Origin of the sequence: Pacificoceanicola onchidii (genome assembly GCF_004804335.1) — a bacterium.
In the GTDB taxonomy this organism is placed as follows: Bacteria; Pseudomonadota; Alphaproteobacteria; order Rhodobacterales; family Rhodobacteraceae; genus Pacificoceanicola; species Pacificoceanicola onchidii.
In genome coordinates, this window is sequence record NZ_SRXY01000003.1 from 143,759 (window position 1) to 162,013 (window position 18,255).

At 61.9% G+C, this 18,255-nt stretch carries 17 protein-coding genes and 1 pseudogene; 15 read left to right on the plus strand and 3 right to left on the minus strand.

Translation table 11 applies throughout. The annotated features are described in order from the left end of the window. The first annotated feature begins 93 nt into the window (after nucleotides 1-93). From E4662_RS08915 to E4662_RS08955, 9 genes are all read left to right on the plus strand, one after another. Complete coding sequence (locus E4662_RS08915; RefSeq protein WP_136441193.1) at nucleotides 94-1,227, plus strand: UDP-N-acetylglucosamine--N-acetylmuramyl-(pentapeptide) pyrophosphoryl-undecaprenol N-acetylglucosamine transferase; 1,134 nt, start codon at nucleotides 94-96, stop codon at nucleotides 1,225-1,227. After that, nucleotides 1,208-2,638 (plus strand): UDP-N-acetylmuramate--L-alanine ligase, encoded by a 1,431-nt coding sequence (gene murC / locus E4662_RS08920; protein WP_420819262.1) that lies wholly within the window; start codon nucleotides 1,208-1,210, stop codon nucleotides 2,636-2,638. The genes E4662_RS08915 and murC overlap by 20 nt, the downstream gene beginning before the upstream one ends. Before the next feature lie 187 nt (nucleotides 2,639-2,825). After that, nucleotides 2,826-3,995 (plus strand): APC family permease, encoded by a 1,170-nt coding sequence (locus E4662_RS08925; protein WP_136441194.1) that lies wholly within the window; start codon nucleotides 2,826-2,828, stop codon nucleotides 3,993-3,995. Nucleotides 3,996-4,053: 58 nt separating this feature from the next. Continuing rightward, nucleotides 4,054-4,305 (plus strand): DUF2484 family protein, encoded by a 252-nt coding sequence (locus E4662_RS08930; RefSeq protein ID WP_136441195.1) that lies wholly within the window; start codon nucleotides 4,054-4,056, stop codon nucleotides 4,303-4,305. 54 nt (nucleotides 4,306-4,359) lie between these two features. After that, a complete protein-coding gene (gene murB / locus E4662_RS08935) occupies nucleotides 4,360-5,310 on the plus strand; it encodes a UDP-N-acetylmuramate dehydrogenase (RefSeq protein WP_136441196.1) in 951 nt (316 codons plus the stop codon). A gap of 154 nt (nucleotides 5,311-5,464) precedes the next feature. Continuing rightward, the gene (locus E4662_RS08940) at nucleotides 5,465-6,385 is read left to right on the plus strand and encodes a D-alanine--D-alanine ligase (protein WP_136441197.1); all 921 of its coding nucleotides are present in this window, start codon (nucleotides 5,465-5,467) and stop codon (nucleotides 6,383-6,385) included. Then, nucleotides 6,373-7,407 (plus strand): cell division protein FtsQ/DivIB, encoded by a 1,035-nt coding sequence (locus tag E4662_RS08945; protein ID WP_206080278.1) that lies wholly within the window; start codon nucleotides 6,373-6,375, stop codon nucleotides 7,405-7,407. Before E4662_RS08940 ends, E4662_RS08945 begins: the two co-directional genes overlap by 13 nt. Continuing rightward, on the plus strand, nucleotides 7,404-8,732 hold the full coding sequence (gene ftsA / locus E4662_RS08950; protein WP_136441198.1) for a cell division protein FtsA: 1,329 nt from the start codon (nucleotides 7,404-7,406) through the stop codon (nucleotides 8,730-8,732). The genes E4662_RS08945 and ftsA overlap by 4 nt, the downstream gene beginning before the upstream one ends. Nucleotides 8,733-8,835: 103 nt before the next feature. Further along, nucleotides 8,836-9,426 (plus strand): VPLPA-CTERM sorting domain-containing protein, encoded by a 591-nt coding sequence (locus tag E4662_RS08955; protein ID WP_240705156.1) that lies wholly within the window; start codon nucleotides 8,836-8,838, stop codon nucleotides 9,424-9,426. 115 nt (nucleotides 9,427-9,541) lie between these two features. Here the strand turns inward: E4662_RS08955 and E4662_RS08960 are convergent, their stop codons facing one another. Beyond that, entirely contained in the window at nucleotides 9,542-9,853 is a 312-nt protein-coding gene (locus E4662_RS08960) for a hypothetical protein (protein ID WP_136441199.1), read from the minus strand. A gap of 285 nt (nucleotides 9,854-10,138) precedes the next feature. On the opposite strand from E4662_RS08960, the pseudogene E4662_RS24465 reads away from it, so the two are divergent. From E4662_RS24465 to recN, 6 genes and pseudogenes are all read left to right on the plus strand, one after another. After that, a pseudogene (locus tag E4662_RS24465) lies at nucleotides 10,139-10,297 on the plus strand (helix-turn-helix domain-containing protein); the annotation flags it as partial. Nucleotides 10,298-10,324: 27 nt separating this feature from the next. Beyond that, a complete protein-coding gene (locus E4662_RS08965; RefSeq protein ID WP_338113508.1) occupies nucleotides 10,325-10,900 on the plus strand; it encodes an XRE family transcriptional regulator in 576 nt (191 codons plus the stop codon). 438 nt (nucleotides 10,901-11,338) lie between these two features. After that, the gene (ftsZ, locus tag E4662_RS08970; RefSeq protein ID WP_136441201.1) at nucleotides 11,339-12,943 is read left to right on the plus strand and encodes a cell division protein FtsZ; all 1,605 of its coding nucleotides are present in this window, start codon (nucleotides 11,339-11,341) and stop codon (nucleotides 12,941-12,943) included. Between the two features lie 324 nt (nucleotides 12,944-13,267). Further along, entirely contained in the window at nucleotides 13,268-14,194 is a 927-nt protein-coding gene (lpxC, locus tag E4662_RS08975; RefSeq protein WP_136441202.1) for a UDP-3-O-acyl-N-acetylglucosamine deacetylase, read from the plus strand. Nucleotides 14,195-14,468: 274 nt separating this feature from the next. Then, a complete protein-coding gene (locus E4662_RS08980) occupies nucleotides 14,469-15,320 on the plus strand; it encodes an outer membrane protein assembly factor BamD (protein ID WP_136441203.1) in 852 nt (283 codons plus the stop codon). A 44-nt stretch (nucleotides 15,321-15,364) separates the two neighbouring features. Further along, entirely contained in the window at nucleotides 15,365-17,017 is a 1,653-nt protein-coding gene (gene recN, locus E4662_RS08985) for a DNA repair protein RecN (RefSeq protein ID WP_136441204.1), read from the plus strand. Between the two features lie 24 nt (nucleotides 17,018-17,041). On the opposite strand, the gene E4662_RS08990 is transcribed toward recN, so the two are convergent. Continuing rightward, on the minus strand, nucleotides 17,042-17,614 hold the full coding sequence (locus tag E4662_RS08990) for a CHAP domain-containing protein (protein ID WP_240705157.1): 573 nt from the start codon (nucleotides 17,612-17,614) through the stop codon (nucleotides 17,042-17,044). Between the two features lie 197 nt (nucleotides 17,615-17,811). Next, a complete protein-coding gene (locus E4662_RS08995) occupies nucleotides 17,812-18,153 on the minus strand; it encodes a DUF427 domain-containing protein (protein WP_136441660.1) in 342 nt (113 codons plus the stop codon). Nucleotides 18,154-18,255: the final 102 nt, after the last annotated feature.

Sequence of the window (18,255 nt, forward strand, 5' to 3'; positions counted from 1 at the left end):
AGATGGGCGAAATGCCGCCGGTTTGTGCCGCAGGATGGACGGGCGCGTGTGCGTGTTGTACTGGCGAGCCTCACGAGGTGAGGGATTGAGCGGATGAGTGGCAAGCAGCCCCTTTTGGTGATGGCGGCCGGCGGGACCGGCGGGCACATGTTCCCGGCGCAAGCGCTGGCGGAACTGATGCTGAGCCGGGGCTGGCGAGTCAAGCTGTCGACCGATGCGCGGGGTGCGCGCTACACCGGAGCCTTCCCGGAAGGGGTCGAGATCGAACAGGTCTCCTCGGCGACCTTTGCGCGCGGCGGGCTTCTGGCCAAGGCGCTTGTGCCGTTCCGCATTGCAGGCGGCGCGGTCTCCATGGCGCTGCGCATGATGCGGGACAAGCCCGACGTTGTGGTCGGTTTCGGCGGCTATCCGTCGATCCCGGCGCTGTCGGCGGCGGTTCTGCTTCGGCTCCCGCGTTTGATTCACGAACAGAACGGCGTTCTGGGCCGGGTGAACAAGATCTTCGCATCACGGGTGAACGCCGTGGCCTGCGGGACATGGCCCACCGATTTGCCGGAAGGTGTAAAAGGCGAGCATGTGGGCAACCCGGTGCGCTCTGCGGTGATGGACCGGGCTGCGGCGCCCTACATTCCGCCAGGGCTCTATCCGATGTCGATCCTGGTCATCGGCGGCAGCCAGGGCGCGCGCATCCTGTCGGACGTGGTTCCGCCAGCGATTGCAGCCCTGCCGATGGAGGCGATCAACCTGCTGCGCGTGAGCCACCAGGCGCGCGGCGAGGACGAAGAGCGCGTTACACAGTTCTACATCGATCATGCGATCAACGCCGACGTCCAGCCGTTTTTCTCGGACGTTCCGGAACGGATGGCCGAGGCGCAGATGGTGATCTCGCGGTCGGGTGCGTCCTCGGTGGCGGACATCAGTGTGATCGGGCGTCCCGCGATCCTGATCCCGTACAAACATGCGACGGGCGACCATCAGACTGTCAATGCACAGGCCCTGACAGAAGCGGGCGCGGCGATCCGCATTCCCGAAAGCAAACTGACGGTCGAGGCGATGACGGATGCGATCCTGACAATCCTCGACACGCCGGAAGGGGCCAGCCAGATGGCGCAGGCCGCGCTTGGGGTGGCAAAGCCGGAGGCTGCAGAGGCGCTGGCACAGTTGATTGAAGATTTGGCGGATAACAAGAAAACGAAAGGGGCAGGCGATGAAGGATCTGGAGCATGAACGGGGTATGGCTTTGAACGGGGCAACGAAACTTCCCGGTGACGTGGGGCCGATCCATTTTGTCGGCATTGGCGGGATTGGCATGTCCGGCATCGCCGAAGTTCTGCTGAACCATGGCTACGTGGTGCAGGGTTCGGATCTGAAGGCCACGAAAATCACCAATCGTTTGAAAGAGCTTGGCGCGCATATCTTCGAAGGGCAGCGGGCGGAGAACCTCGAAGGCGCGGAGGTTGTGGTGATCTCTTCGGCGATCAAACCGGGCAACCCGGAACTGGACGAGGCGCGGCGGCGCGGGCTGCCGGTGGTGCGCCGCGCGGAAATGCTGGCCGAGCTGATGCGGCTCAAGTCGAACATCGCCATTGCCGGCACCCACGGCAAGACGACGACCACAACCATGGTGGCGACGTTGCTGGATGCGGGCAAGTTTGACCCCACGGTGGTGAACGGTGGCATCATCCACGCCTATGGATCGAATGCGCGGATGGGGCAGGGCGAGTGGATGGTGGTCGAGGCGGACGAGTCCGACGGCACCTTCAACCGCCTTCCAGCAACCATCGCCATCGTCACCAACATCGACCCCGAGCATATGGAGCATTGGGGCACCATCGAGAACCTGCGGCAGGGGTTCTATGACTTTGTCTCGAACATCCCCTTCTACGGGCTGGCGGTCTGCTGCACCGATCACCCGGAGGTGCAGGCGCTTGTGGGGCGTGTGTCCGACCGCCGTGTTGTGACCTACGGGTTTAACGCGCAGGCGGACGTGCGGGCCGTAAACCTGCACTATGTCAAAGGCGTTGCGCATTTCGACGTGCTGTTCCAGGCGGACGGGGTAACGCTGGAAGGCTGTACCCTGCCGATGCCGGGCGATCACAACGTCTCCAACGCGCTGAGCGCTGTGGCTGTGGCACGGCATCTTGGCATGACCGGCGAAGAAATCCGCGCGGCGCTGGCGGCATTTGGCGGTGTGAACCGGCGCTTTACCAAGGTTGGCGAAGTGAACGGTGTGACGATCATCGACGACTACGGCCACCACCCGGTGGAGATCGCAGCCGTGCTGAAGGCGGCCCGGCAGGCCACCGAAGGGCGCGTGATCGCCGTGCATCAGCCGCACCGCTACTCGCGCCTGAGCCACCACTTCGAAGACTTCTGCACCTGCTTCAACGAGGCGGATGTTGTGGCGATCGCCGAAGTTTTTGCCGCTGGCGAAGAGCCGATCCCGGGCGCGTCCCGGGATGATCTGGTTGCTGGCCTTGTCCGCCACGGCCACCGCCACGCGCGCTCCGTGGACAGCGAAGACGATCTGGAACGGCTGGTCCGCGAACAGGCGCAGCCGGGCGACATGGTTGTCTGCCTCGGCGCAGGGACCATTTCGGCCTGGGCCAACGGGCTGCCTGCGCGGCTTTCGAAGTAACGCTTTCGGTATTCCGGAGCTTACAGGGCCTGCCACCTGCTTTGGGTGGCGGGCCTTTTTGTTTTGGATATTTGGACAGAGAAGAAGAGGCAGGCACGTGCCGCGACGTCACCGTGACTCCTGATCCAGATCATGCGCCTGTTTGGCGCTTCGGGTTACGCTTCTGCCATCATCAGGAGTCTCGCCCATGGATCATCTCAAACGCCGTATCGGATTGCCCCTGCTGACTGCCTATGGCGTCGGGGTCATGGTGGGGGCCGGAATTTATGTGCTGATCGGGGCCGTGGCCGGTGTGGCGGGCGCCTGGGCGCCTTATGCGTTCTTGCTCGCCGGGATCGTGGCGGCGCCGACCGCGCTGAGTTACGCCGAGTTTTCAACGCGCTACCCGGAAGCCGCCGGGGAGGCGATCTATGTCGGCCGGGGCTTTCAGCGCGATTGGCTGGGTGTGTTGGTCGGGCTGGCCATCGTTGTGGCCGGGACGATTTCGGCGGCGGCGGTGCTGCGGGGCGGGGCGGGATATATGCTTGGCCTTGTTCCGTTGCCCGCGGTTGCGGTGATTGTCGGCCTGGGGGGTCTGTTGATTGGCGTGGCGCTTGTTGGGGTTTTGGAGAGCCTCAGCCTTGCGGCGCTGTTCACGGCGATCGAGGTGATTGGCCTCGCGCTGGTGGTCTGGGCCGGGTTTACGGTGGAGCCGGTCCCGTACGACCAAGTCGATATTCCGTGGGGCGGGATCGGGGCGGGGGCGGTTCTGGCCTTCTTTGCCTTCATCGGGTTCGAGGACATCGTGAACATGGCCGAAGAGGTGCGCGAGCCGGAGCGGACCTTGCCGCGGGCGATCCTCTATTCGCTGGCCATCACAAGCCTGCTCTATGCGCTGGTGGCCTGGGTGGCGGTGCGGGCGGTGACGCCGGAGATGCTCGCCTCGTCCGAGCAGCCGCTCGCCATGGTCTGGGCCTCGGGCGAGGGAGGCGATGGGCGCTTCCTGTCGGCCATTGCGGTGTTCGCGGCGCTCAACGGGGTCTTGGCGCAGATCGTCATGGCCGCGCGGGTGCTGTTCGGCCTTGGCCGGCGGGGTGGGGCGCTGAGCGTTTTTCAACATGCACACCCGCGCTTTGGCACGCCCGGTCGGGCAACGGTTCTGATCGGTCTGGCGGTGATCACGGCGGCCTTGGCCTTGCCGGTGGCGGTGCTTGCGGAAGTGACGGCGACGGTGCTGCTTTGCGTTTTCGTGCTGGTGAACCTCGCTCTGATCCTGACCAAGCGGCGCGGCGAGCGGGCGGCGTTCGAGGTGCCAATGGCGGTGCCGGTGACCGGCCTTGTCCTCTCGATCCTCGCAGTTTTTGGGGGGCTTGTCTGAAATTGTTCATCTTGGCATTATAGGCTTGCGCCACCCGGGGGATGCGGAGGGCAGGACGATGACGACTTCCTTGATACTGGCTTGCGGCTGGGCTGTTCTCGCGAACGTGCTGGCTATGTTGCCATCCAAGGACAACCACTGGACGCGGGCCTATGTGTTGATTGCACTGGGAATCCCGCTCATTGGCTATGTCACATATGAAAATGGACCGTGGATTGGCCTTTTGGTTTTGCTCGCGGGCATGAGCGTGTTGCGCTGGCCTATGCGTTACCTTGCGGCATGGATCAAACGGACGGTGAGCCGGGCCTGAAACTCTGGCCTGACAGGGCTTGCACCTGCGAGTCCGGAGCCGTAGCAAGAGCGCATGTATGATCTACCGACCCCGCGCGGGCGGCTGACGCCGAACCGCGATCTGAACTCTTTGACATGGCTGCGGGTCGGTGGGCCTGCGGATTTCCTGTTTCAACCGGCTGATGTGGATGACCTGCGGGATTTCCTGCGGGCGCTGGACCCGTCTGTGGCTGTTTTCCCGATGGGGGTGGGCAGTAATCTGATCGTGCGCGATGGCGGTATTCGCGCCGTGGTCATTCGCATGGGGCGCGGGTTCAACCAGATCGAGATCGACGGCACGAAGGTACGGGCCGGGGTTGCGGCGCTTGATGCGCATGTGGCGAAGGCGGCAGCGGAGGCGGGCGTTGATCTGACCTTCCTGCGCACCATTCCCGGAGCGATTGGCGGGGCCGTGCGGATGAATGCGGGCTGCTATGGCTCTTATGTTGCCGACCATTTCGTAGAGGCAACAGCGGTGACGCGGGACGGGGCGCTTGTCACGCTGACTTCTGAAGACCTGAAGTTCCAGTATCGCCAGAGCGAATTGCCCGAAGGCTGGGTGATTGTTGAGGCGGTTTTCGAAGGCGAAACTGGCGATCCGGAGGAACTGCGTGCGCGCATGGAAGCGCAGCTCAAGAAGCGGGATGAGACACAACCGACAAAGGATCGGACGGCGGGCAGCACGTTCCGCAATCCGGCGGGTTTCAGCAGCACCGGCAAGGCAGATGATGTCCACGATCTGAAGGCCTGGAAGGTGATTGACGAGGCGGGCATGCGCGGCGCGATGATCGGCGGGGCGCAGATGAGCCCGATGCATTCGAACTTCCTTGTGAACACCGGTGAGGCAACCGCGCGCGATTTGGAGGCTTTGGGCGAGGACGTCCGAAAAAAGGTTTTCCAACACAGCGGAATAGAGTTACAGTGGGAAATCAAACGGGTGGGTGATTTTTTGCCCGGTGAAACCGTCACCGATGGGCTTGCTTAACCCCCTGTTAACTATAAAGAATGAAGAATAGGTTAGGGCCCGGAAACAAGGGTTCAGCCGACAAGGACCCGGACCAATCCGGGCGTGAACGTGGGGCTGTAGGCTCCTGAGGCAGAGAGCGGGGCGCAAGACCCCGCGCATAGGTAAGGCGGTTTTGGGAATGTCGAGCAGGACGCTCCCGAAAGTGGTGGTATTATTGGGCGGGCCTTCGGCTGAACGCGAGGTCTCGTTGAGTTCCGGTAAGGAATGTGCCGCCGCTTTGCGGGCAGAGGGATTTGAAGTCACCGAAGTGGACGCGGGGCCGGACCTCGCCGCGCAACTCGATGCGCTGAAACCCGATGTGGTGTTCAATGCGCTGCATGGGCGCTGGGGTGAAGATGGCTGCGTTCAGGGGATCCTTGAATGGGCTGGTATTCCGTACACGCACTCCGGCGTTTTGGCCTCTGCCCTTGCGATGGACAAGGAACGCACCAAAGTCATCTACCGCGAGGCGGGATTGCCGGTGGCGCAGAGCCTTCTGGCGGACAAAGCCGAGGTGATGGCCACGCATGTCATGGCGCCCCCTTACGTGGTGAAGCCCTACAACGAAGGCTCTTCCGTCGGGGTGTATCTCGTCAATGAGGCGGCCAATACGCCGCCGCAACTGTCCGAAGACATGCCAAAGACCGTTATGGTCGAAAAGTTCATTCCGGGCCGCGAGTTGACGACCAGTGTCATGGGGGATCGCGCCCTTGGCGTGACCGAGATCGTGACCGATGGTTGGTATGACTATGACGCCAAATACAGGGAAGGCGGCTCGCGACACGTTTGTCCGGCGGACATTCCGGCTGAGATTACACAGGCTTGCCTTGACTACGCCCTGCGCGCGCATCAGGCACTCGGGTGCCGGGGTGTGAGCCGGACGGATTTTCGCTGGGATGAGGAGCGAGGACTGGAAGGGCTGATCCTTCTGGAAACCAATACACAGCCGGGCATGACGCCGACCTCGCTCTCGCCGGAACATGCGGCTTTGATCGGGCTGAGCTTCGGGCAGTTCTGTGCATGGATGGTGGAGGACGCCTCATGCAACCGCTAGACCATCCCGGATTTGACGAAGACGACGCGCCACAGATGGCGAAGCTCGACCCGAGCGCATCCAAGCTGAAATACCGGTTCGAGCGGCTCTTGCTGACGCCGCTCTTTCGCTTTGCGCTGCGGGTGGTTCTGCCGTTCGGGATTTGCCTTGGCTGCGGGCTGGCCTGGTTTGCGGTTGAGGACAACCGTGCCGCATTTAACCTGATGCTGTCGGACATACGCGCCGCTGTCGAAAGCCGCCCGGAGTTCCAGGTCAAGCTGATGGCAATTGACGGGGCGAGCGCCGAGGTGGCGGAAGACATCCGCACGCTGCTGCCGATCGACTTTCCGATCAGCTCCTTTGATCTGCCGCTCGAAGAGATGCAGCAGACGGTGGCTGCCCTGGATGCGGTCAGGGAAGCGAACCTGCGGATCAAGCAGGGCGGCACGTTGCAGATTGATGTGACCGAGCGGGTTCCGGCGGTGCTCTGGCGCGGGCCCGACGGTTTGGAAATGCTGGATCGCAAAGGCTTTGTTGTTGGCCCGTTGGAGAGCCGCTTTGACCGGCCGGATCTGCCGGTGATGGCTGGATCGGTCTTGTCGGATGTGCAGATTGCAGCGCGCGAACGGGCGCGGCTGGCGGCGGCGGGGGCGCTCGACGAAGGGGATGAACTGACCGCGCGCGAGACCCAACTGGCCGGGCAGGCGGCTGAGGCCTTGGAAGAAAACACGCGCGAAACGCTTGATCTGGTGGCCGTCTCCGGCCCGCTCAAGGCCCGCATTCGTGGGCTTGAGCGCATGGGCGGGCGGCGTTGGGACGTGGTGCTCGACCGTGACCAGCGGATCATGCTGCCCGAAGACGGCGCGGTGATCGCGTTTGAAAGAACTATTGCGATGGATGAGGCGGTGGACATGCTGGCGCGGGATATCGCGGCAGTGGACCTGCGGCTTCCACGCAGACCAACCATAAGAATGAAGGAAAACGCCGTGCAGGAACTGCTGCGTATCAAGGCGTTCGAGGCAGGCGGAGACAGGCTGGAATGATCGAGCTATACGAATCTCAACGGGCCATGCGCAACATGCGCAAGGCGGCGATGCAACGCGGTGTCATTGCGATCCTGGACGTGGGCAGCTCCAAGATCGCCTGCCTTGTTCTGCGTTTTGACGGCACGGACCCTTCGGACGAAGGCATTGGCAGTCTCGCCGGGCAGTCGGGCTTTCGCGTCATTGGCGCGGCGACCACGCGCTCGCGCGGGGTGCGCTTTGGCGAGATCAACGCCATGGGCGAGACCGAGCGGGCGATCCGCACGGCAGTTCAGGCAGCACAGAAGATGGCGGGCATTCGCGTTGATCACGTGATCGCCTGTTTCTCTGGCGCTGATCCGCGCAGTTACGGCCTTGCAGGGCAGGTGGATGTGCACGGTGTGAACGTGGATGAGCAGGACGTGGCGCGGGTGCTGTCTGCCTGCGACGTGCCCGATTACGGAATGGGCCGCGAGGTCATGCATGCGCAGCCGGTGAATTTCGCCCTCGATCATCGCAGCGGGTTGATCGATCCGCGCGGTCAGATCGGCAATGAGCTGTCTTGTGACATGCACATGCTGACGGTTGATGCGCAGGCGGTTCAGAACCTCGCGCATTGCGTCAAGCGCTGCGATCTGGAACTGGCCGGGATTGCCTCCTCGGCTTATGTCTCAGGCGCGGCGGCTTTGGTCGAGGACGAACAGGAGCTTGGCGCTGCCTGTATCGACATGGGTGGCGGCGCAACGGGCGTGTCGATCTTCATCAAGAAACACATGATCTATGCTGACGCGGTGCGCATGGGCGGGGATCACGTGACATCCGATATTTCCATGGGGCTTCAGGTTCCCATGGCGACGGCGGAACGGATCAAGACGTTTTATGGTGGGGTGGTCGCCACCGGCATGGATGACCGCGAAATGATCGAATGTGGCGGCGAGACGGGCGATTGGGAACATGATCGGCGCACGGTGAGCCGGGCGGAACTGATCGGGATCATGCGGCCTCGGGTCGAAGAGATCCTCGAAGAAGTGCGCGTGCGGCTGGATGCGGCCGGTTTCGATCATCTGCCTTCGCAGCAGATCGTGCTGACTGGCGGAGCGTCGCAAATTCCCGGCCTCGATGGCCTCGCCTCCAAGATCCTCGGCCAACAAGTGCGACTCGGGCGTCCGCTCAGGGTGCACGGACTACCACAGGCGGCGACCGGGCCGGGCTTTGCCAGTGCCGTGGGGCTTTGTCTCTTTGCCGCGCACCCGCAGGACGAATGGTGGGATTTCGAAATCCCGGTGGATCGCTACCCGGCCCGCAGCCTGAAACGCGCGGTGCAGTGGTTCCGCGACAACTGGTAAGAGCCTGGATCGAAACCGCGCTGCGCTACCCGCAATTGTTTGTGTCGTGCTAAGCTCTCCTTGAGCGGCCGCTTGGTCGCGGATTGTCAAAGGAGATTTTTCGATGAAAGCATTTGCTATTGCCGCCTTCTTTGCGGCCGGCGCCACGATGGCTCCGGCTGCGACCGTTGCAACCGGTTCGACGCTTGTTGGTGACACCGGCGGGATCAACGCAGAAGGCGCGGCGGTCAACTACGGCGCAGCCGTGTTCGGCGGATTGACGATGGACCCGACCGATCCTGCGTCCGTCTGGGTCTGGGCGAACAACGGGGCGACTCCAGACACGCCGGTTTTCGAGTTTGAATTCGATATGGCTGGATTTGATGTCAGCACCGCTGCGCTGGAAGGGCAGTGGGCTGTGGACAACAACGCCTGGGCCTATCTCAACGGTACGCTGATCGCGTCTTTGACTGGCACTGTGGTCGACAACTTCAATTTCCTGCACGACTACGGAACCAGTGACGCCTCTTTGTTCAATGCAGGGTTGAACACGCTGCGCTTCGAGGCGGAGGATCTGGGCGGATTCGAGGCCTTTCGTGCTTCTGTGACCGTGTCCGCAGATGCGCTTGCGCCGGTTCCGTTGCCTGCCTCCGCGCTCTTGTTGCTCCTTGGCGTCGGCGGGCTTGGCGCTATCCGGCGTCGGTCCATCCTCTGAACAAGCCAAACGAAAACCCCGCCTCACGAGGGAAAGGCGGGGTTTACTGGCGTTTCCTGCGGCTCTGGGGGGTGAGCGGCCTGGCCGCGCGTGCGCTAGGGTCTGGATTGGGGTTTCAGCACGCGCAGGCCGTTGGAAAGGCCACGACGTTTCCCGGCCTGCCAATACCGCCGGAACGCCTTAGTTTATCGGGCAAGTCCGGAGCATATCCCGAATCCACGCGGCGTAGATTACGCGCGCGGCGGTAATCCCGCTCTTCCCGAATTTCAAACTGGATCAGATCGCCTGCATCCAGATCCATACCTTGATGCGCACTTGGCTCCGGGCCCGAGTAAAAGGCCAGGTTCCCGTGATCTTCGCACCAGATCACCGCTTTGCGGTCACTTGCATCCGCCCAGAGGACGACACCGTACATACGCTCTTCCATGACAAGCCTTTTATTTTCTGTGTCACAAGCGTGGCCCAATTGACGCCATTTCGACACGTTTTTTCGCGCGTCGGCGTCTTGATTTTTGTGTCGTAAGAATGCAGGGTTGGCGCTATTGAGCGACGCACTTGACGCTCTTTAGCACCACATGAGACGCCAAGTAGCGTCATTTTTAATCATAGCGAGTTGCGCGTTTGTTGTATACACTCTTAGCGCGAGGATCAAATGCCAGGTGGTATGCCCAAATCGCCTTCCCGACGCCCAAGCCCGGCCGAGCTGCGTAGCATGCTCGGTGCCAATCTGCGTCAACTGTCTCAACAAGCGGTTTCCATTTCGGCCCTGTGCCGGGAGCTCGGGATAAATCGGACACAATATAACAGGTATCTCGCGGGGGAGAGTTTTCCGCGTCCTGACGTGCTTCACCGGATATGCAGCTATTTTGGTGTCGACGCCCGTATTTTGCTGGAGCCGGTGGAAAACATTGTCTCTGTCAGCGCCGGGCTATTCGAACACGCCGAGGTTGCCGATTTCGTAGGTCATTCGGCTGGCAAGGTGGCCGAAGAGTCCTTCCCGTCCGGGTTTTATCGCTTTGCCCGGCGCAGCTTCATTCATGATGATATGTATGTGCAGGGGCTTGCCTACGTATATCGCCGGGATGACCATACATTCCTGCGCGGATTCGAAGCGAAACAGGCAATGGCCGATCAGGGATTGCCCACGGCGCCCAATCAGCGTGAATTCCGGGCGGTGGTAATGCCGCAGGAAGATGGTGTTGCGCTGATGCTCAGCAGGCGCGGCGCGCAAACCGCGTCCTTTAATTACCTCGCGCGGGTGCCCTCCTTTGAAAACAACTTCTGGGTTGGCTACGTCACCCGCACGGTGCGCGAAGATGTCGCCGGTCGCAGGGTGGAGCGGCAGGTGGTCGAACACCTTGGGCGCAACACTGGAAAGGTTCTGGCGGCGGCGCGCACGGTTGGGTTCTGCGGGATCGAGGATGTCCTTCCTTATCTGCGTCAGATGCTGAAACCGGGCGAGCCGTTCAGTTAAACTGGGCACTTGAGCCGTCGGGAGTGAAGGTAAGCGAGGTCAGGGTGCGCGGGAGGTTCTTTCGACCGCGAGACCGCGAAAAACCGCGTGACGCACTTTTCTGTATCGGTTAAGACTAAGGGCAGGCTCCCGGAAGAGGGGCCACCAAGTACCAGAGGCACAAGGCGGGTCGAGCAGACCCCATGTCATCGCTGAACACTGCATGCTCCCAGGGTGCCGAATCTTGGGTGGCCTCTCTTTGTTTGTGGTTAACGTGGCGTGCGCCACTTCATCTTGGGGTTTCGGCGAAATCCCGCGAAAAGGGCCTTGAAAAAGCCTATATTTGGTGTCCAAACCCTGTTTTTCGCGTGACCTTTCAGCAACCCTTGGTTAGGATTGCCGAGAATAGGTGTACGTAAACCCCCGGGACAGGGGCAGATAAAACAGGCGGACAGATCGATGACATTGAACCTTTCCATGCCCGGACAGGAAGACCTCAAGCCACGCATCACCGTGTTTGGTGTGGGCGGCGCAGGCGGCAACGCGGTTAACAACATGATCGAAAAAGCGCTGGAAGGCGTTGATTTCGTCGTGGCCAATACCGATGCACAGGCCCTGCAGCAGAGCCAGGCTTCGAGCCGTGTGCAACTGGGCGTGAAAGTTACGGAAGGCCTTGGGGCAGGCGCACGGGCGACCGTTGGCGCCGCCGCCGCCGAGGAGAGCATCGAGCAAATCGTCGATCATCTCGCGGGCGCGCACATGTGCTTCATTACCGCCGGCATGGGCGGCGGCACGGGCACCGGCGCTGCGCCGATTATCGCGCAGGCCGCGCGTGAACTGGGCGTTCTGACCGTGGGCGTTGTCACCAAGCCGTTCCAGTTCGAAGGCAACAAGCGGATGAAGCAGGCGGAGGATGGCGTCGAAGCTCTCCAGAAGGTTGTGGATACGCTGATCATCATCCCGAACCAGAACCTCTTCCGTCTTGCGAACGAAAAGACCACCTTCACCGAGGCCTTCAGCCTCGCGGATGACGTTCTGTATCAAGGTGTCAAAGGCGTGACCGATTTGATGGTCCGCCCTGGCCTGATCAACCTCGACTTTGCGGACGTGCGCGCCGTGATGGACGAGATGGGCAAAGCCATGATGGGCACCGGCGAATCCGAGGGCGAAGATCGCGCCATTCAGGCCGCCGAGAAGGCCATCGCGAACCCGCTGCTCGACGAAATCAGCCTCAAGGGCGCGAAAGGTGTTCTCATCAACATCACCGGCGGTGGCGATCTGACTCTGTTCGAACTGGACGAGGCGGCCAACCGCATTCGCGAAGAGGTGGATCAGGACGCCAACATCATCGTCGGCTCGACGCTGGATGATGGTATGGACGGCATGATGCGCGTCTCCGTGGTTGCCACCGGCATCGACGCGGCCGCCGATGTGAACTCCGACATCCCGCTGCCGCGCCGCAGCCTCGCACAACCGCTGCCGACGCAGCGTGTGGAAGAGCCCGCTCCGGTCGCAGAAGCACCCGCGCCGGTTGCCGCACAAGCCGCGCCTGCAGAGCCCGAGTATGAAGCGGAAGAGCCGTCGCTCTTCTCCGACATGCCGCCGGTTCAGACCGAAGAAGTCTATGAAGAGACCGCGGAAGACGATCTGCCCCCCCCGGCTTACCAGCCGCGCGTTGCAGAGTTCCAACCGTCGCAGGATACGCTGGAAGCGGACCCTGAAGACTTCGTTGCGCCGCGCGCCCCGGCACCGGGCACCCCGAGCCCCGAAGCGCTGGCCCGTCTGCGCCATGTTGCAGCACAGCGCAACGCCGAAGCGGGCCGTTCGGTTCCGACACAAGCGGCACCGGCTCCGGCCCCGGAAGCAGAGAAGCCGCGCTTCTCGGTCAACTCGCTCATCGGTCGCATGACCGGCCATGGTCAGGGCAACGAAGCACCGGCCCAACCGGCCCGTCGTCAGCCCCCGGTTCAGGCCCAGCGTCCTGCCCCCGTGCAGGATGTGGAGCCGGATCCGGAGCAGGAAAAGATCGAAATTCCGGCCTTCCTGCGCCGCCAGGCCAACTGACTCGTCGCACACAAACTGTAACAAAGAGGCGCCGGATGATCACATCCGGCGCTTTTTTGTTGCAACATTCCCGGCGAAACCCGCGTGTCAGGCATAAAATGATAGCGAAAACGCGCTGTGGGCGCTCCGGTAATTCGTTTTTAAATACAGCAGCTTAATTGGATATTTTCGAGTTTTGGCGGGGGTCCGCCGGTCTGTGGGGCGGGATGTTTCACTTGGTTGCAATACTTGATTTGAGCAATCCGCCCCATCTTCGTATCCCATTGTCAGGCGCAGAGACCTTGGGGGGTAGGCGTCTTTGCTAACAACGACAGGGATCATCCCGTGCAGACAACCATTCGCAGTGCAGTCAGCTTTGACGGTGTCGGTCTTCATTCCGGCAAACCGGCGCGGCTGACCATCCGTCCGGCGTCTGCCAATCACGGCATCTGGTTCAAGCGGACCGACATCGCTGTGGGGGACACTCTGATTGCTGCGCGGTTCGACACCGTGGAAACCTCCCCGCTTTGCACTCTGATCCGAAACGAGACAGGCGCCTCCGTGTCGACCATCGAACATGTGATGGCGGCGCTGGCCGGTTGCGGCGTACACAATGCGCTGGTCGAGATCGATGGGCCGGAATGCCCGATCCTCGACGGCTCCTCCGCCCCGTTTGTCGTTGGCATCATGCAGCGCGGTGTGCGCCGTCTGAGCGCGCCGGTTCGCGCCATCGAGATTCTCAAGCCCGTGACCTTTGAAACCGAAAGCGGCTGGGCGCGTCTGTCCCCGGCGGCGGGCTGTTTCATGGAATTCCATATCGACTTTGTGGATGAGGCCATCGGGGTTCAGAACAAGCGTCTGAACCTGGCCAATGGCACCTTTGTACGTGAGCTGTGCGACAGCCGTACCTTCTGCCGCGCTTCCGATGTCGACGCGATGCACCGGGCGGGCAAGGCGCTTGGCGGGACTTACGACAATGCGGTTGTCGTGGATGGCGACAAGGTGCTTTCCCCGGGTGGTCTGCGCCACGCGGATGAGGCCGTGCGCCACAAAATGCTCGACGCGCTGGGAGACATCAGCCTTGCAGGTGCGCCGATCCTTGGCCTTTACGAAGGGCACAAGGCAGGGCACGCCCTGACCAACGCGCTGCTGCGCGCACTGTTTGCCGATCCGTCGGCCTTCCGCATGATTACCTGTGATGCGGACATCGCTGCGCGCCTGCCGGGCGCTGGGGTGACCATGGACGAGGTGATCGCCACGGCGGTGGCGTGATCCCGCTTCACCCAATCGTGACATCATGGGGCCGATAGGGGCATCGGATGACGCTCGGGAGTCCGGCTTGATTTCATTGACAGAAACCATTCGCAGCCCCCACTCGGCGCAAAACCGCGCCCGGCTGACGCTGGCCTTCGGATCACGTCCCGGCAACTCCCTGCCACAAATCGCGCTTAAGACATTTTGCACCGGAATTTTCTGTGCTAAGCCATCTCAAAAGATGCGCCCGAAAAGAGGCGTGTCTTCGGTTGGGTTCGGGAGACGGTCAAGCATGACGGCAGGCAGGGCACGTAAGTTTGTGATCCTTGGTGTGGCGGCACTCGCCATCGCCGGGTGCGACGAGTTTCGCAGCAAGGGGACTGCCCCGGGTGGCGGCTCTCTGGAAGGATACACCGCGCAGCAGATCTTCGAACGTGGCGAATACGAGATCGAGAAGAAAGACAACGAAGAAGCGGCAATGTTCTTCTCCGAGGTCGAACGTCTTTACCCGTATTCCGAATGGGCCAAGCGCGCGCTGATCATGCAGGCCTATGCGTTCCATCAGGACAAGGACTACGAGAACAGCCGCGCTGCCGCGCAGCGGTTCATTGATTTCTATCCGGCGGACGATGATGCGGCCTACGCGCAGTATCTTCTGGCGCTGAGCTACTATGATCAGATCGAGGAAGTGGGCCGCGATCAGGGGCTGACGTTCCAAGCATTGCAATCGCTGCGGACGGTGATTGAGCGCTATCCTGACAGCGAATATGCACGCTCTGCCATTCTCAAGTTCGATCTCGCCTTTGATCACCTTGCGGGCAAGGAAATGGAAATCGGGCGGTACTACCTGAAACGCGATCACTTCGGCGCGGCGATCAATCGCTTCCGCGTGGTGGTCGAGGATTTCCAGACCACCACTCACACGCCCGAAGCGCTGCACCGCCTTGTGGAATCCTACCTGTCGCTGGGTCTGACCGAAGAGGCGCAGACCGCCGGGGCGATCCTTGGCTACAACTTCCAGTCCACCGATTGGTACGAAGACAGCTACGAGCTTCTGCGCGGGCAGGGGCTTGAGATGAAAGTGTTCGGCAACAACTGGCTGTCGAAGGTCTATCGCCAAATGATCAAGGGCCAATGGCTTTGATCCATCGAGGGGGTGCGGGGTAAAACCCCGCCCTACGGACCGTCATGCTTCGGGCGCTTGAAATTCGCGACATGCTCATCATCGAGCGGCTGGACCTCGGGTTTCAGCCGGGTCTCAATGTGCTGACCGGCGAGACCGGCGCGGGCAAGTCGATCCTTCTGGATTCGCTTGGGTTTGTGCTGGGCTGGCGTGGGCGGGCTGAACTGGTGCGCAAAGGCGCGGCGCAGGGCGAGGTCACGGCGGTCTTTGATCTGCCCGAAGGACACGCGGGCCGTGCGGTGCTCGAAGACAGCGGTTTGCCCATCGAGGATGAGGTGATCCTGCGCCGGGTGAACACGGCGGACGGGCGTAAAACCGGCTGGATCAATGATCGCCGGGTGTCCGGCGAGGTTCTGCGCCGACTGTCTGAGACACTTGTTGAACTGCATGGCCAGCATGACGACCGCGGATTGCTCGACCCGAAAGGGCACCGGGATATTCTGGATGCCTACGGGGATCTTGGCGGGCTGATGGCTCCGGTCCGGGAGGCATGGCGCGCACGCGGGGCGGCGCGCAAAACGCTGGATCAGGCGCGGGCCGCTTTGGCCGAAGTGCAGGCCGAAGAAGAGTTCCTGCGCCATGCGGTCGATGAGCTGGGCAAGCTTGACCCACAGCCGGGCGAAGAGGCGGAACTGGATGCGCGGCGGCGCATGATGCAGGCGGCGGAAAAGATCCGCGACGACATTGGGCAGGCCTCCAATGCGCTTGGCTACGACGGCGCAGAAGGAGCCATGGCGGGCGCATTGCGCTGGTTGGAAGGGGCGTCGGACAAGGCCGAAGGGCGGCTCGATGCACCGATTTCGGCCCTGACACGGGCCATGGCGGAACTGGACGAGGCGGCGCGCGGGGTTGCGGATTGCCTGGATGCGCTGGAGTTCAATCCTGCCGATTTGGAAGACGCGGAAGAACGGCTTTTTGCGATCCGGGCGCTGGCGCGCAAACATCAGGTGATGCCGGATGAGTTGCCGGGGCTGTCCGAGACACTCTCGGCGCGGCTGGCGGCGCTGGATGCGGGTGAAGCACAGATTGCCGATCTGGAAACGGCGGTGCGGACTGCGGACCGCGCATTCGACGATGCGGCGAAAACACTGAGCGAAGCGCGGCGCGCTGCGGCGGTGCGGCTGGACAAAGCTGTCTCGGATGAACTGGCCCCGCTCAAGATGGAACGCGCCGTGTTCACCACGCGTATCACGGAAGCGCCGGCTGGGCTGGAGGGCGTCGATGCGGTGCAGTTTACCGTGGCGACCAACCCCGGCGCACCGTCCGGACCGCTGAACAAGATCGCCTCGGGCGGGGAGCTGTCGCGCTTCCTTCTGGCGCTGAAAGTCTGCCTGTCAGAAGAGCAGGGCGGCGGCGCAACGATGATTTTTGACGAGATTGACCGAGGCGTCGGCGGGGCAACGGCGGATGCGGTTGGACGGCGGCTCAAGGCGTTGGCGGACGGCGGTCAGGTGCTTGTTGTCACGCACAGCCCGCAGGTGGCGGCGCTTGGCGGGCATCACTGGCGCGTGGAAAAGCGGGTGGAAGACGAGATCACAACCTCAACCGTGGTGCCGCTGGGGTTGGAAGACCGCGAAGGCGAAATCGCCCGGATGCTGTCCGGCGATACAGTTACAAATGAGGCGCGCGCGGCGGCACGCGCCCTGCTGGACGGTTAAAGCACCGACCCTCCACAATCAGGATCAGGCGTCGATGCGGTCCGCATGGATGAAGCCGTTCACCGGGTAGACCTTGCCATAGGAGCCGGGGTTCGACATCACGCGCACGCGGCTCCAGTCCCCTTTGTCAGAGACGTCGATCACCGACATGCCCAGAGAGACCTTGTTGCGCGACCAGTTGGCGTGATCGATCAGAACCTCGCGCTCCGAGACCACCTTGGAGACCATGGCCACGTGGCCAAGGGACATGCCGCTGGTCGATTTGAACGACATGACAGAGCCGACTCTGGGCTTGGAGCCGCGATCATACACACCTTTGGCCGAGGCCCACCAGGTATGCGCATCGCCGCGGATCTGGATACCCGAGGCATTGCGGGCAAACGGGACGCACCAGACGCGGCGACCCGCATTCTGAAGCACCTTGACCTCGCGCAGGGCAAAGGCCCGCTTGTCCAGATCAACGCCGTCCGGGATGCCATACACGATGTCTGCCTTGGTCCTTGGCTGCTTGGAGCAGGCCGAGGTGAAGGCGAGGCCAACAACCAAAAGGCTCAGGCCAAGCGGCTTGGAGAACGTCCCAAAAGCGGTCATCGTCATGGAATACTGCCCCGTCACATGTTGAGTGTTAACGGTGTGTTTATCGCGATCCCCGCGTTTTCAAAGGGTTTTGCGGCGGACTCGGCAAGTTTCCGCCCGTTTCGTGCAGAAGATGCGCAGCAGATCCTTCGATCCCGCAAAAACAAAATAGGCAGGGAAACCCCTGCCTGCACATTGTATTCTCTGACCGGTGAGCGTCAGATCTGCTCTACGGTCACGCCTTCCTGCGCATAAAATGCAAGGTGGTCCTTGATGGCAGAGACGCCTTCTTTCGGGGCCTCGTAAGACCAGACAGCGTTCTCATACGTCTTGGATTTCGACATGATCGAGAAGTAGCTCGCCTCACCCTTGTGCGGGCAGGATGTCTTGTGCTCGGTCGTGTCCAGGAAGGCCATCGCAATGTCGTCGCGCGGGAAATAGATGACGGACGGCAGGTTGCCTTCGTCCAGTTCAAGAGCGCGCGTGCTCTCTCCGATGACCGCGCCGCCTGCGCGGACAACCCAGGTGCCTTCTGCCGGTGTAATCGTGATCTTGCTCATGGTGATATCCCCCTGACTCATGTCTGTCCTCCACTCGGGCGTCTGGCTTACTTTTGGGCTTTGCTTTCAACTCCAAAGACATCGCTGACGTAACGTAGATAT